This is a genomic window from Solwaraspora sp. WMMD791, assembly GCF_029581195.1.
GTDB lineage: Bacteria > Actinomycetota > Actinomycetes > Mycobacteriales > Micromonosporaceae > Micromonospora_E.
This window is the reverse complement of sequence record NZ_CP120737.1, coordinates 3,415,063-3,427,748: the sequence shown is the minus strand read 5'-3', so window position 1 is coordinate 3,427,748 and position 12,686 is coordinate 3,415,063. Positions and strand designations below refer to the sequence as shown.

The 12,686-nt window shown below is 72.6% G+C and carries 11 protein-coding genes and 1 pseudogene; 1 reads left to right on the top strand and 11 read right to left on the bottom strand.

The annotated features are described in order from the left end of the window. Positions 1–9: 9 nt before the first annotated feature. The 9 genes and pseudogenes from O7623_RS15055 to O7623_RS15015 form a co-directional block, all read right to left on the bottom strand. Positions 10–738, bottom strand: coding sequence for a hypothetical protein (locus O7623_RS15055; protein ID WP_282229251.1), 729 nt, complete (start codon positions 736–738; stop codon positions 10–12). A gap of 129 nt (positions 739–867) precedes the next feature. Beyond that, entirely contained in the window at positions 868–2,136 is a 1,269-nt protein-coding gene (locus O7623_RS15050; RefSeq protein ID WP_282229250.1) for a beta-ketoacyl synthase N-terminal-like domain-containing protein, read from the bottom strand. Further along, positions 2,133–3,416: a beta-ketoacyl-[acyl-carrier-protein] synthase family protein gene (locus tag O7623_RS15045; protein WP_282229249.1), complete on the bottom strand. Its 1,284-nt coding sequence runs from the start codon at positions 3,414–3,416 to the stop codon at positions 2,133–2,135. Before O7623_RS15045 ends, O7623_RS15050 begins: the two co-directional genes overlap by 4 nt. A 122-nt stretch (positions 3,417–3,538) precedes the next feature. Then, positions 3,539–3,910 (bottom strand): annotated as a pseudogene (locus O7623_RS15040) (cupin domain-containing protein); the annotation flags it as partial. Continuing rightward, on the bottom strand, positions 3,907–4,647 hold the full coding sequence (locus O7623_RS15035; RefSeq protein WP_282229248.1) for an SRPBCC family protein: 741 nt from the start codon (positions 4,645–4,647) through the stop codon (positions 3,907–3,909). The pseudogene O7623_RS15040 and the gene O7623_RS15035, both read right to left, overlap by 4 nt. A gap of 31 nt (positions 4,648–4,678) precedes the next feature. After that, a complete protein-coding gene (locus O7623_RS15030; protein ID WP_282229247.1) occupies positions 4,679–6,052 on the bottom strand; it encodes an acetyl-CoA carboxylase biotin carboxylase subunit in 1,374 nt (457 codons plus the stop codon). Positions 6,053–6,117: 65 nt separating this feature from the next. After that, the gene (locus tag O7623_RS15025) at positions 6,118–6,654 is read right to left on the bottom strand and encodes a biotin/lipoyl-containing protein (protein WP_282229246.1); all 537 of its coding nucleotides are present in this window, start codon (positions 6,652–6,654) and stop codon (positions 6,118–6,120) included. Continuing rightward, a complete protein-coding gene (locus O7623_RS15020; RefSeq protein WP_282229245.1) occupies positions 6,654–8,507 on the bottom strand; it encodes an acetyl-CoA carboxylase carboxyltransferase subunit alpha in 1,854 nt (617 codons plus the stop codon). Before O7623_RS15020 ends, O7623_RS15025 begins: the two co-directional genes overlap by 1 nt. Next, complete coding sequence (locus O7623_RS15015; RefSeq protein WP_282229244.1) at positions 8,504–8,839, bottom strand: TcmI family type II polyketide cyclase; 336 nt, start codon at positions 8,837–8,839, stop codon at positions 8,504–8,506. Before O7623_RS15015 ends, O7623_RS15020 begins: the two co-directional genes overlap by 4 nt. Positions 8,840–9,176: 337 nt before the next feature. Between O7623_RS15015 and O7623_RS15010 the strand changes: the two genes are divergently transcribed. Then, positions 9,177–9,980 carry a bacterial transcriptional activator domain-containing protein gene (locus O7623_RS15010; protein WP_282229243.1) on the top strand — a complete coding sequence of 268 codons (804 nt, stop codon included), beginning with the start codon at positions 9,177–9,179 and terminating at the stop codon, positions 9,978–9,980. On the opposite strand, the gene O7623_RS15005 is transcribed toward O7623_RS15010, so the two are convergent. Continuing rightward, on the bottom strand, positions 9,958–10,635 hold the full coding sequence (locus O7623_RS15005) for a hypothetical protein (RefSeq protein ID WP_282229242.1): 678 nt from the start codon (positions 10,633–10,635) through the stop codon (positions 9,958–9,960). The genes O7623_RS15010 and O7623_RS15005 overlap by 23 nt on opposite strands. A 53-nt stretch (positions 10,636–10,688) precedes the next feature. Next, entirely contained in the window at positions 10,689–12,629 is a 1,941-nt protein-coding gene (locus tag O7623_RS15000; RefSeq protein ID WP_282229241.1) for an ABC transporter ATP-binding protein, read from the bottom strand. Positions 12,630–12,686 lie beyond the last annotated feature (57 nt).

The following is a 12,686-nucleotide window of genomic DNA, read 5'->3' as shown; positions in this document are numbered from 1 at the left end:
CTTTCCTCGTCACGGGTACAGGGCGACTACCCGGTCCTGCCTGATGGCCAGCACCTCGCACAGCCCGGACACCGGCTTGCGGTACAGGATCTGTCGGATGTCGTCCAGTTCGACGGGACTGTCGTCGAGGCTGAGTACGATTCGCTCTGCCTGGCCCCTTTTGATCTTGCGGCTGATCATTTTTCTGATTTCGCTGATATTTTCCGTCGTGGGTGCGTAGCAGTCGAAGTATCGGCCTTCCAGTAGGTAATCCGGCTTCTTTCCGTTCGGTCGTTTCGGTGGATTCTGTTCGAGGTGGTATCCGTACGCGGCGAGGACTTCTGCGCATTCGTTCTCCCGGCGCAGTCCGGTCTCCGGTTTCCTGGCCGGACGCGCCGGAGTTGGAACACCCGCTGGTGGCCGGGGGTCGCCGGCCCGCGAGGGCAGGGTGGGCGTACTGGTGACGGCCGAGGAATCGGCGGCCCTGGGTCGCACCGGGATGCCCACCGCGCGGCAGTACTCCTCGATCGCGTACATCGCGGCGATGCTCGCCCGGTGGGCCTCGTCCAGTCGATTCAGGGCGCCGGTGATGTCGGTGACGGTCGTGTCGACCTCGTCGTTGCGGGAACCGCGGGTCAGATGGAGGAATTCGTGTTGGGCCCTGGTTATGTTCCTGGACGTCCCGACGATTCGTGAACTGGTCCCGCTGATGTTTTCGAGGAACGCGTCGACGGCGCGGCCGACGCTGTCCAAGGTCATCTCAGACCGCGCCGGCGACGTCGGGTGCCATGCTGGCGACCTTACGTCAAATCGCCCAGGGCATGGAAGGTCTTCTACTTGTTGATCTTCTATTCGTCCAGTCGTGCAAATTCCGTCGGTGGTAGTCGATCATTCCCAGTCCGGCTCGCGGCGCAGCACCAGGGCACTGTTGAAGCCGTCGAATCCCCGGGCCGCGACCAGCGCGGTCCGCCCCGGGCACTCCCGCGCCGTACGGACGAAGTCGAGGTCGCAGCCGGCGGCCGTCCGGCGCGGCGCGGCCGTCGGCGGCAGCAGTCGGTGCCGCAGCGCCAGCAGCGCGGTCGCCACGTCCAGCGCGGCGCTGCCCTGATGCGCCCGCCCGGTCAGCGGCTTCAGCGTCGTCACCGGTGGCCCCTGCGGGCCGAAGACCGCCCGCAGCGCCTGCGCCTCGGCCCGGTCGAAACGCGGTACGCCGAGCGCGTCCGGCAGGCAGACGTCGACGTCGGCGGGTGCCACCCCGGCGCTCTCCAGCGCCCGCCAGATGGCGCGCGCGTACTGGCCGACGTCACCGCCGCTGTGCCGGTCGGTGTGCCGGGCGTCGTGGCTGGCACCCCAGCCGGCGACCTCGCCGTAGATCACCGGCGCGCCCCGGGCCAGTGCGTGCCCCAGCTCCTCGACGACCAGCACCGCGCCGCCTTCGCCCGGCAGGTAACCGGCGGCGTCGACGTCGAACGGCAGGTAGGCCGTCTCCGGGTCGGTGCCGGTGCTGAGCAGCCCGCCGCGCAGCTGACAGGCCAGGGCGTACGGGCTCAGCGCGCACTCGGTGGCGCCGGCCAGCACCACGTCGGCACCGCGCCGGATGGTCCGGGCGGCGTGCGCCAGACTGTCCAGGCCGCCGGCCGCCTCGGCGACCAGTACCCCGCAGGCGCCCTTGAACTGGTGGGCGATGGAGAGCTGGCCGACGCTGGCCGCGTAGAACCAGGCGATCGACTGGTACGCCCCGACGGTGCGTCCCGGCCGGCTCCACAGCCGCTGCAGCTCCCGCTGCCCGAACAGGTTGCCCCCCGAGGAGCTGGCCAGCGCCACCGCGTACCGGTCGGGATCCTCGGCCGTCTCCGGCAACCCGGCATCGGCCAGGGCGAGCCGCGCGCCGGCGAAACCGAGGTGGGTCCACCGGTCGGTCTGCACCGCCCGCCGGTTGTCCGTCCACTGCAGCGCGTCGAAGTCGGCGACCTCGCCGGCCAGGGTGACCGGGTACGGCTGCGGGTCGAACAGGCTGATCCGCCCGGTACGCACCTGACCGGCCAAGGTCGCCTTCCAGTGCGCGTCGGCGCCCAGCCCGGTCGGCGCCACCACCCCGACGCCGGTGACCACCGCCCGTCGCCGGCCCAGCCGCGACCGTGCCTCGTCGTCGTTCACCGTAGGGTCCTTTCCGGACGGGCGAAGACCATCGCCGACTGGAACCCGCCGAAGCCGCTGCCGACCGACAACGCGACGTCGACCGCCAGCTCGCGGGCGGTGTTCGGGACGTAGTCCAGGTCGCACTCCGGATCCCGGGTCCGCCAGTTGGCCGTCGGCGGGACCACGCCGTGGGCCATCGCCAGGGCGCAGGCCGCCATCTCGATCGACCCGATCGCGCCGAGCGAATGCCCGACCATCGACTTGATCGAGCTGATCGGCACCCGGTAGGCGGCGTCACCGAGCGCCCGTTTGAACGCGGCGGTCTCGTGCCGGTCGTTCTGCCGGGTGCCGGAGCCGTGCGCGCTGACGTACGACACCTCGTCGGGGCGCAGCCGGGCCTGGCCCATCGCGTCGACGATGGCCAGCGCCATCTCCGCACCGTCGGGGCGCAACCCGGTCATGTGGTAGCCGTTGCTGCGGGTGGCGTACCCGCCGACCTCGCAGTAGATCCGCGCGCCGCGCCGCCGCGCGTGGCCGAACTCCTCCAGCACCAGCACGGCGGCCCCCTCGGCGAGGACGAAACCGTGCCGGTCGTTGTCGAACGGCCGGCTGGCGTGCGCCGGGTCGTCGTTGTCCGGGCTGGTCGCCCCGATCGCGTCGAACGAGGCGACGGTGACCGGCGAGATCGGCGAGTCGGCGGCTCCGGCGAGCATCACGTCGGCGTCACCGTCGACGATCAGCTGGTGGGCGTAGCCGATCGCGTCGATGCCGGAGGTACAGCCGGTCGAGACGACCTGGGCCGGGCCGTGCAACCCGTGCCGGCAGGCCACGTCGGCGGCGAGGCTGCTGGGCACCAGGGCCTGATACAGGTACGGCGTGGTGCAGTCCGCGTCGACCAGCCAGTGGCTGCCCGAGTCGCTGGCCACCACGTACTCCTGCTCCAGGGCCATGGTGCCGCCGACGGCCGAGCCGAGCGCGACCCCGGCCCGCTGCCGGCCGGCGTCGTCCAGGCTCAGCCCGGCGTCGGCGACCGCCTCGTCCGCGCAGGCCAGCGCGAACTGCACGTACCGGTCGGCGCGGCGGATGTCGCGTGGCCCGAGCCCGGCGGCGACCGGGTCGAAGTCGCATTCGGCGGCGATCTGGGACCGGAACGGTGCCGGGTCGAAGAAGGTGATCCGGCGGGTGGCGGTCCGCCCGGCGGTGATCGTCGCCCAGAAGCTGTCCCGGGTCGCCCCGCCGGGGGCGACCACCCCGATGCCGGTGACGACGGTCCGCCGGGGCGACCCGGGCGCGGTCACTGCTGTCCGCCGTACGGCGTCGCCGACCGCGACCGGGCGCTGCCGTTCCTGCCGTGCCCGGTGCCGTGCCCGGTCGCGTCGGTGCCGTTGGTCTCCGGTCCCGGTCCGAGCACGGCCGGCCCCTCGGTGTCGACGTGGCCGAGCTCCGGCCGGGGCGCCAGCGGGCTGAGGTGGAACACCACCTCGGCCGGACCCCGGCCGACGTTGCGTAGCCGGTGGCGGGTGTTCATCGGCACGAACAGCGCCTCGGCGCGGCGGACCGCGACCGGCAGGTCGTCCAGGTCGACGACGATCTCACCGCGCGCGACATAGAGAAATTCCTCGCTGTACGGGTGGTAGTGCTCGTTGATCCGTTCGCCGGGGCGCAGCACCGCCATGCCGAGGAACCCCGACGTGCTGCCGACGGTCCGGGGGCCGAGCAGCACCCGCAGTTCACCGCCCCGGCGGCGGTCGGGGGCGAGGTCGCGGGCGGCGACGAAGCGGGGGTCGTTCACTGCCGGCCTCCGGTGGTGTCGGCGGTACGGGCCCGGGTCTCGATCCGGTCCCGGATGATGTCCAGCTGGATCCGGCTGTTGGTGTTGATCCGCGCGGTCATCGCGGCGTCGTCCAGTGGCGCGTCCGGCCGCATCGCGAAGTCCTGCACCCAGGTCATCCGGGTGCCCTCGGGGACCTCGGTGTAGTCCCAGCGGATCCGCATGTACTCGAACGGTCCGGTCTCCACCCGGTGCGCCAGGACGCGCCGGCGTTGCCGGTCGGCGGTGCGTTCGCTCACCCAGCTCCAGGCGATGCCGTTCTCGTCGGGGTACATGGTCAGCCGGAACCGGACCGTGTCGCCCCGTCGGTGCAGGATCTGCACCGACGCGTACTCGGTGAACAGGTCGGGCCAGCGGCTGACGTCGTTGGTGACCTCCCAGACCAGGTCCAGCCCGGCGGCGATCACCACGCTGTTCTCCGTGTGGCCGGGTGGAGCCGGTGCCGGTTCCAGCGCGGCAGCGACCAGGTCGGCGATCTGCGTGACGGTCAGCTCCGCGCTGTCCGACGGGATGCGTACCTGGTACTGGTCGGCCACGACGGCCTGCAGTTCCAGCAGGGCCAGCGAGTCCATGCCGAGCTCGGCCAGCGACGCCGTCGGGGCGTCGGCGGCGCTGGCGGCGTCCAGGCCGCAGTTGCGGACCAGGATGGCGGTGATGTCGGCGGTGGTGACCGGCCGGTGCTGATCGGTGATGCTCATCCGTCCCTCCTCGGTGGTGGAAACTGCACGGTCAACGGCGGCTGCGGTCCGCCGAAGGCGGGTCGACCAGCCGGTCGACCAGCGATGTCGTCAGTCGTCCCTTGCGGAACGCGGCATCGTCGAGGACCCGGCGCAGGAACGGGATCGTGGTGCGGACCCCGGGGCCGTCGATCTGGAACTCGCTGAGTGCGCGTTCCATCCGGTTGAGTGCCTGGTCCCGTTCGGGCGCCCAGACGACGACCTTGGCCAGCAGCGGGTCGTAGTGCGGGCCGACGACGTACCCGGGATAGCCGTGCGTGTCGACCCGGGTGAACGGCCCGCCCGGTACGACGAACCGGTCCAACCGCCCGGCGGTCGGCGCGAAGCTCCGCTGCGGATCCTCGGCGTTGACCCGGCACTCGATCGCGACGCCGCGTGGCCGGATGTCCGGCTGGCGCCAGCGCAGTGGGGTGCCGCTGGCGATGTGGATCTGCTCCTGCACCAGGTCCACGCCGGTGATCATCTCGGTGACCGGGTGCTCCACCTGGATCCGGCAGTTGATCTCGATGAAGTGGAACTGGTCGTGCTCGTCGACGAGGAACTCGAAGGTCCCGGCGCCGACGTAGCCGACCGCGAGCGCGCCGCGTAACGCGACCGCCGCCATTTCGTCGAGCATCGCCGCTGGCAGCGTCGGGGCGGGTCCTTCCTCGATGAGTTTCTGGTGGCGGCGCTGCACCGAGCAGTCCCGGGTGCCCAGGTGCACGCCGTTGCCGTGGCCGTCGCAGAGCACCTGCACTTCGACGTGCCGGGCCTGGGTCAGGAACCGTTCCAGGTAGACCCGGTCGTCGCCGAAGACGGCCCGGGCCGTCTGCCGGGTCCGGTGGTACGCCGCCGCGAGCCCCGGTTCGGCTCCGACCACGCTCATGCCCCGGCCGCCGCCGCCGGCCGCCGCTTTGATGATCACCGGGTAGCCGATCTCGGCGGCGACCGTGGCGGCATGCGCGGCGCTGACCACCGGTTCCTGGCTGCCCGGCGGCAACGGCAGCCCGGCGGCGCCGAGCACCGTACGGGCCTTGGCCTTGTCGCCGAGGGCGAGCATCACCGACGGTGGCGGGCCGATGAAGACCAGACCGTTCTCGGCGCAGATCTCGGCGAAGTCGGCGTCCTCGGACAGGAAACCGTAGCCGGGATGGACCGCCTGGGCGCCGGTGCGCCGGGCCGCTTCGACGATGGCCGCGGCGTTGAGGTAGCTGGCCCGACTGGGTGCGGGACCGATGTGGACGGTCTCGTCGGCGAACCGGACCACCGCCGAGTCGCGGTCGGCGGTGGAGTGCACGGCGACGGTCTTCACGCCGAGTTCCCGGCAGGCCCGGGCGACCCGTAGCGCGATCTCACCCCGGTTGGCGATCAGGACCTTCTCGAACACGGTTGCCCGCCTCTCTGCGCCGATCCCTCGGCCGGTCTTCTCAGACGGTCTTCTCTGCCGTTCGCTCAGCCGGTTTCCCGGTCCGGGCCGAGCGCGATCAACGGTTGGTCGAACTCGACCGGCTCGCCGTCGCCGACGAGCACCTCGACGACGACGCCCCGGTGGTCGGCGACGATCTCGTTCATCAGCTTCATCGCCTCGACGATCCCGATCACCTGGCCGGGTTCGACCAGGTCACCGACGTCGACGTACGGCCTGCCGCCCGGCTCGGCGGCCCGGTAGAAGGTGCCGACGATCGGTGACGTGACCGCCCGTACCGGCGGGGCCGTCCCGGTGGTCACCGCACCGGTACGGGTGGGTCCGGTGCCGCCCGGCTCCACGCCGCCCGGGGCCGCGTCGGGCAGGCTCGGCCCGGCGCCGCCGGCTGGCGCCGGTCGATCGTGCCACTCGATCTCGATCACCGTGTCGCCGTGGCGGACCTGCACCCGGCGCAGCGGTCCGGTCAGCTCGCCGACGAGTTCCCGGGTCTGTTCGGCCAGCCGACGCAGCTGGCTGGCCAGATCCGGGCCGGCCGGGTTGCCGTTGGCGGAGGCTGCGGTCATCACGGAATCACCTGGATCGGTCGGTCGGTGGCGGTCGGTCCGCCGCCGGTGGTCGGTTCCCCGTCCCCGCCCCCGTCGCCGTCGGCACGCGGTTGCGCGTCTGGGCCGACGGGACGGTCGAGGCCGGCGGCGTAGCGGCGGAACCGTCGGGCCCGCCGGCGCAGCAGTTCGGCGGTCGGCAGGGCGCGCAGGTCGGGCAGGGTCGCGGTGAGCGCGGCGCGCAGCCGCTCGGCCGCACCTGCCGGGTCCTGCTGGGCTCCGCCCGGTGGTTCGGCGACGATGGCGTCGGCGACGCCGAGGCGGACCAGATCGGCGGCGGTGAGCCGCAGGGCGGCGGCGGCGCGGGGTGCGGCGGCCCGGTCGTGGAACAGGATCGCCGCGCAGCCCTCCGGGCTGATCACCGAGTAGACGGCGTTCTGCAGCATCAGTACCCGGTCGGCGACGCCCAGGGCCAGCGCACCACCGCTGCCACCTTCGCCGGTGACGACGGCGACCACCGGAGTGGGCAGCCGCGCCATGGTGCGCAGACAGGTCGCGATGGCACCGGCCTGACCCTGCTCCTCGGCGTCGATGCCGGGATGTGCTCCCGGGGTGTCGATCAGGGTGACCACCGGCAGCCCCAGCCGGGCGGCCAGGCCCATCACCCGCAGCGCCTTGCGGTAGCCAGCGGGGCTGGCCATGCCGAAGTTGCGGGCCAGCATCTCCCGGGCGTCGTGCCCCTTCTGGTGCCCGATGACCGCCACCGGCTGGTCGCCGAGGCGGGCCAGGCCGGCGACGATCGCCGGGCAGTCCGCGCCGAGCCGGTCGCCGTGCAGCTCGACGAAGCCGTCGAAGGCGCCGGCCAGGTAGTCCAGTGTGGTGGGTCTGGCCAGGTCGCGGGCGAGCCGTACGCACCGCCAGGCGTCGGGGTCGGCTCCCCGACGGGCGGCCGGGACGACCGCCGCCGCGGCACCGGCCGACGATGCCGCGGCCCGGCCGCCCTGCGTTGGCGGGCGGCCGGCGGGTGCCGATGTACGGGTGGTGGGTGCCGGCCCCGGACCTGCTCCGGCGCGGCCACCGGCGGTCGACGCGAGCAGGGCGCGCAGCCGGGGTCGCAGGTCACGCCGTTCGACGACCAGATCGACCTGGCCGCGCCGGAGCAGGAATTCCGCGGTCTGGAAACCGGCGGGCAGTTCCTGGCGGATCGTCTCGCGGATCACCCGGGGGCCGGCGAAGCCCATCCGGGCACCGGACTCGGCGATCACCAGGTCGGTGTTGGTGGCGAAGGAGGCGGCGACCCCGCCGTACGTGGGGTCGGTGACGACGCTGACGGTCAACACGCCGACGGCGCGCAGGTCGGCGATGGCGCAGCTGATCGTGGCCAGCTGCATCAGGGCCAGGGCACCCTCCTGCATCCGGGCGCCGCCGGAGGCGGTGACCACCACCAGCGGGTCGCCGGTGGCGAGGGCGTGCTCGGCGGCCCGGGTGATCAGTTCGCCGGTGGCGGCGCCGAGGCTGCCGCCGAGGAACCGGAAGTCCATCACGGCCAGGACGACGCGCTGCCCGCCGATCCGGGCGGTGCCGCAGACCACGGCCTCCGCCAGGCCGGTCGCGGCCCGTGCGCGGGCCAACCGACGCGGGTACGGCTGGGTGTCGACGAAACCCAGCGGATCGACCTCCGCCGCCCGGTGGGGCAGCGGGGTGAAACTGTCCGGATCGGCCAGTTGGGCGATCCGGTCCGGCGCGGTCAGCCGGCGGTGATGTCCACATTCGGGGCAGACGTCGAAGTTGCGGCGCATCCGCCGGCGGTAGACCAGGGCGTGGCAGGCGCTGCAGCGCAGCCACAGGTCGCGGGCGGTGGCGGGGCCGCTCACGGCCGCCGACCAGTTGGTGCGTCCCAGTGGTAGAACCGGTGCGCCATCGCGTCGCGCGGGCTGCGCCAGGTCGCCAGGTACGGGCTGATGTAGGTGGCGAGCCGGCGGCTGACCCGGTCGAACTCCGGGTGCTGCCGGGCGGCGGTCACCGCCTCCGGGCCGGTGTGGTCGGTCTCGATCAGATGCACGTAGAGGTCGTGCAGCCGGTACAGCGACCGGTGCCGTACCCCGGCCAGGCCGGGCAGGTCGGTGCGGTCCGACTCGGCGAAGATCTCGGCGACCTGCTGCTCCGCGTCCGGGACCACCTTGGCGATGATCAGTGACCGATCCATGGTTTCCTCCCAGCGGCGTCCAACCCGTTGCGCAGGTCACCATCCCGCCGGTGGCGTCACCGCCGCGTTGCGGCCGGCCGATCGTCGGGGCTGCCACGGTGACGCTGAGGTCACGGCGGCTCGGTACAGCGCGTGATGTTCGGTGGTGTCGTCGCTGGTTTGTGGCCTTGTCGGGTCGGGAGAATTGGCAGGTCAGATGGGGCGTGGTCAACCGTCGGGTGAATCGGCTAACCGACTCCGTCATTGACTGAGAGTAACCGTAATTGATAATCTTCGTGACGCAGAGGCATGGTGCGGGTACGGCGACCGGTGACTGACGCGTGCAGGGGGTTCGGCCGTGACGTCAGAGGCAGGCAACGCGGAGGCATCGGTCCGACTTCTCCTTCTCGGCGGGTTCCGCCTGGTGCGCCACGACGATCCAGTGATCGTCCCTCGTGGACTTCAGCGGATCGTCGCGTTGATCGGACTGCGCCCTGGCGCTACCCGCGCTCATCTGGCCGGCCTGCTCTGGCCGGACGCGGCCGAGGACCGGGCCCTGTCGTCGCTACGTACCGCGCTGTGGCGGCTGCGCCAGGAACCGGCCTGTCCGCTGCGGACCGTGGGGGACACCGTACGGCTCGATCCGCAGGTCAAGGTCGATGTCGACGATCTGGTCCGCACCGCCGCCCGGGTCCGCGACGGCGGCGATCCCCGGCTCGCCGACGCGGTGCTCACCGCCGCCCGCCACGACCTGCTGCCCGGCTGGTACGACGACTGGGTGCTGCTGGAGCGGGAACGGCTGCGCCAGCTGCGGCTGCACATGCTCGAACACGTCGCCCGGTCCCATCTGGACGCCGGCGAGCACGACGAGGCCCTGCAGGCGGCCCTGGAGGCGATGGGTGCCGAACCGCTACGGGAGACCCCGCACCGGTTGATCGTGCAGATCCACCTGGCCGAGGGGAACGTCTACGAGGCGCTGCACGCCTTCTACGCGTACCGGGATCTGGTGCTGCGGGAGTTGCAGCTGGAGCCCTCGGCGGCGATGTCGGCGCTGCTCGCCGACATCCTGACCCCGATGCGGGCCACCCGGGCCCCCGGGCCGGCACGCCGGCGGCCCCGGCCCGGCCACGACGGCGTGATCAGCCCGCGTCCGACCCGCTGACCCGCCGGCCGGCATGGGTGGCCGCCACCGCCCGGTCACCGCCCAGCGCCACCCGGACCAGCGCGGCGGCGAACCGTGGCAGGTCCCGGTCGGGCACCAGGGCGGCCAGCCGGTCCGGTGCCGTCGGCAGGTCCAGGGCGCCGGCGCCGGCGCTCACCCGCCGGTCCAGGTACGGCCGCAGGCCGGGCCAGACCGCCTGCACCTCGCGCAGGAAGATGTCCGCACCGGTCGGGCCGATGCCGGGGAACGCGGTGAGCGCCCGGCGCAACGCGGCCGGGTCGTCGCCGGTGTCGGTGTGCAGCCGCCGCAGGTCACCGCCCCATCTGCGCTGGCACAGCTCGGCCGAGTCGCCGAGCATGGTGGCGGTGCGTTCGTCGTAACGCCGGTAGTGGCCCCGGCCCAGCGCGTCCACCCGGTCCTGCCAGCTGGCCTTCGCCATCGCCGCCGGGGTGCGGTAGCCGGCGGTGAACAGTTCGCGGGCTGCGTCGACCGCGATCCGCGCCGAGATCCGGGCACTGAGCAGGGTCGCCAGCACCAGCAGTTGGTACAGCGGCGCGGGCTTGTCGGCCAGGGTGATCCCCGCGTCCGCGCTGAACGTACGGCCCTGCTGGTCGAGCAGGGCCGTCACCGTCGTCGCCGTCCGTCGATCGGCCATCTCCGCCACCTCCCGCCCGGGGCGGTTACCCGGGGCCGGGCGGGCGAAACGACTCAGCGGACGCTGCTCGCCGTCAGCGCGTCCGCCGCCGACGTGCCGGCGGGATCGCCGGTGGGTTTGTCGGCGGGATCGCCGGTGGGTTTGTCGGCGGGATCCCTGGCGGGAGGCTCGGCCGGCTCCTTGGGATCCCCGGCCTGGGCGATCCGCAACGCCTCCACCAGCTCCCGGTAGAGCCGGTCGGTGGCCAGCAGGGTCTGGTGGTCACCCCGGGCCCGGACCTGACCGGCCTCCATCACCACGATGGTGTCGGCGTCGATGACGGTGGACAACCGGTGCGCGATGGTGACCACCGCGCCGTGCGCGGCCTGCTCCCGGATGCAGTCGTGGATGGCGACCTCGGTCAGGCCGTCGACCTGGGCGGTCGCCTCGTCCAGCAGCAGTACGTCCGGGCGGCGCAGGATGGCGCGGGCCAACGCGATGCGTTGCCGCTGACCACCGGACATCGACGACGGGGTCAGCGGGGTGTCCAGGCCCTCGCCGAGTGAGTCGACCTTCTCGGTGAGCCGGACCGCGTGCAGCGCCCGGCGGATCTCCGCCTCGGTGGCGTCCGGGTAGGTGAACAGCAGGTTCTCCCGGATGGTTCCGGGAATCACCGGGGTGTCCTGCTCGACGTAGGCCAGCCGCTCCCGCACCTCGACGTGGCTCAGCGCCGTGTACGGCCGGCCGTCGAGCAGCACCTCGCCCTGCTGCGGGGCGAGGAAGCGCAGGATCAGCGAGAACAGCGTGGTCTTGCCGGCTCCCGACGGCCCGACGATCGCCACGTGACCGCGCCGGGGCACGGTGAGGTCCACCTCGCGGACGGCCGCCGGCAGGTCGGGACCGTAGCCGGCGGTGATCCGCCGCAGCTCCAGCACCGGTTGGTCCTCGCCGGCATCGACATCGGTGGTGATGGGCGCCGGGTCGGCGGTGGGCACCGGGTCGGTGCCGCCGGCCGTCGGGTCGGACTCCACCGGCATCGCCTCGATCTGCCGGATCCGGCCGGCGGCGGCGATGCCCGACTGCAGGGCCGTGAGGTGCCGACTCAGCGTGGTGACCGGCTCCATCAGCCCGAAGGCGTACAGCAGGAAGGCGATCAGGCTGGAAACGGCCAGGTCGCCGGTGCTGACCCGCCACGCCCCGATGCCGAGGATCATGATGATGGCGCCCTGGATGCCGCTCCAGGCGATCGTCCAGGCGTACGCCTCCCGGCGCACGGCCCGGACGCTCTGCCGGGCCGATTCGCGGGCCTCGCCGACGATCCGGTCGGACTGGCGGTGCTCGGCCCGGCTGACCTTGACGGTACGGATCGCCCGCAGGGTCCCCTCCAGCACCGCACCCAGGGTGCCGACGTGTGCCTGGGCCCGCTCCTGCGCCTTGGCGATGCCGGGCATCAGCAGGCTGAACAGCACCGCCATCACCACCACCGCGGCCACCGTTACGCCGAGCAGCACGAGGTCGAGCACGGCCATCAGGGCCAGGGTGCCGACCATCATCACCGAGCCGTTGATCAGGCCGATCACGCTGGACGAGGCGGCTTCGCGCAGCAGCACCGTGTCGGAGGTGACCCGGGTGATGAACTCGCCGGTCGGCCGGCTGGTCACCGCCGGTACGGTGGCCCGGAACAGCCGGCGGACCATCGACTCACGGGCGTCGAGGATCACCCGCTCGCCGACGGTGCCGAGCAGGATCCACTGCCAGAGCCAGATGACGACGCCGAGAGTGAGCAGGCCGAGCAGTGCGAGGACCGGTCCGCGCAGCGAGTCGAAGCTGGAGAGGCTGTCCAGCACCCACTTGGTGACCATCGGGGTGGCGAGGCTGCCGGCCGATCCGAGCAGGGCGAGCAGAAGGCCGAGCCCGAGGGCGCGGCGGTGCGGTCGGGCGAACGACCAGAGCAGGCGGAGCCGGGGCAGCTGTCGGTCGTCGGGTGGATGGCCGACGCTGATCGGAGCGGTCATAGCTTGAAGTGGAACACGGGTGTTCCAGAAGCGTCAACGGCTATTCGCTATCGGAAC

What these genes read in the sequence shown, in the direction of transcription:
- O7623_RS15025 (WP_282229246.1), bottom strand. Translation starts at nt 6,654, where the DNA reads ATGACCGCAGCCTCCGCCAACGGCAACCCGGCCGGCCCGGATCTGGCC.
- O7623_RS15000 (WP_282229241.1), bottom strand. Translation starts at nt 12,629, where the DNA reads ATGACCGCTCCGATCAGCGTCGGCCATCCACCCGACGACCGACAGCTG.
- O7623_RS15055 (WP_282229251.1), bottom strand. Translation starts at nt 738, where the DNA reads ATGACCTTGGACAGCGTCGGCCGCGCCGTCGACGCGTTCCTCGAAAAC.
- O7623_RS15015 (WP_282229244.1), bottom strand. Translation starts at nt 8,839, where the DNA reads ATGGATCGGTCACTGATCATCGCCAAGGTGGTCCCGGACGCGGAGCAG.
- O7623_RS15035 (WP_282229248.1), bottom strand. Translation starts at nt 4,647, where the DNA reads ATGAGCATCACCGATCAGCACCGGCCGGTCACCACCGCCGACATCACC.
- O7623_RS15005 (WP_282229242.1), bottom strand. Translation starts at nt 10,635, where the DNA reads ATGGCCGATCGACGGACGGCGACGACGGTGACGGCCCTGCTCGACCAG.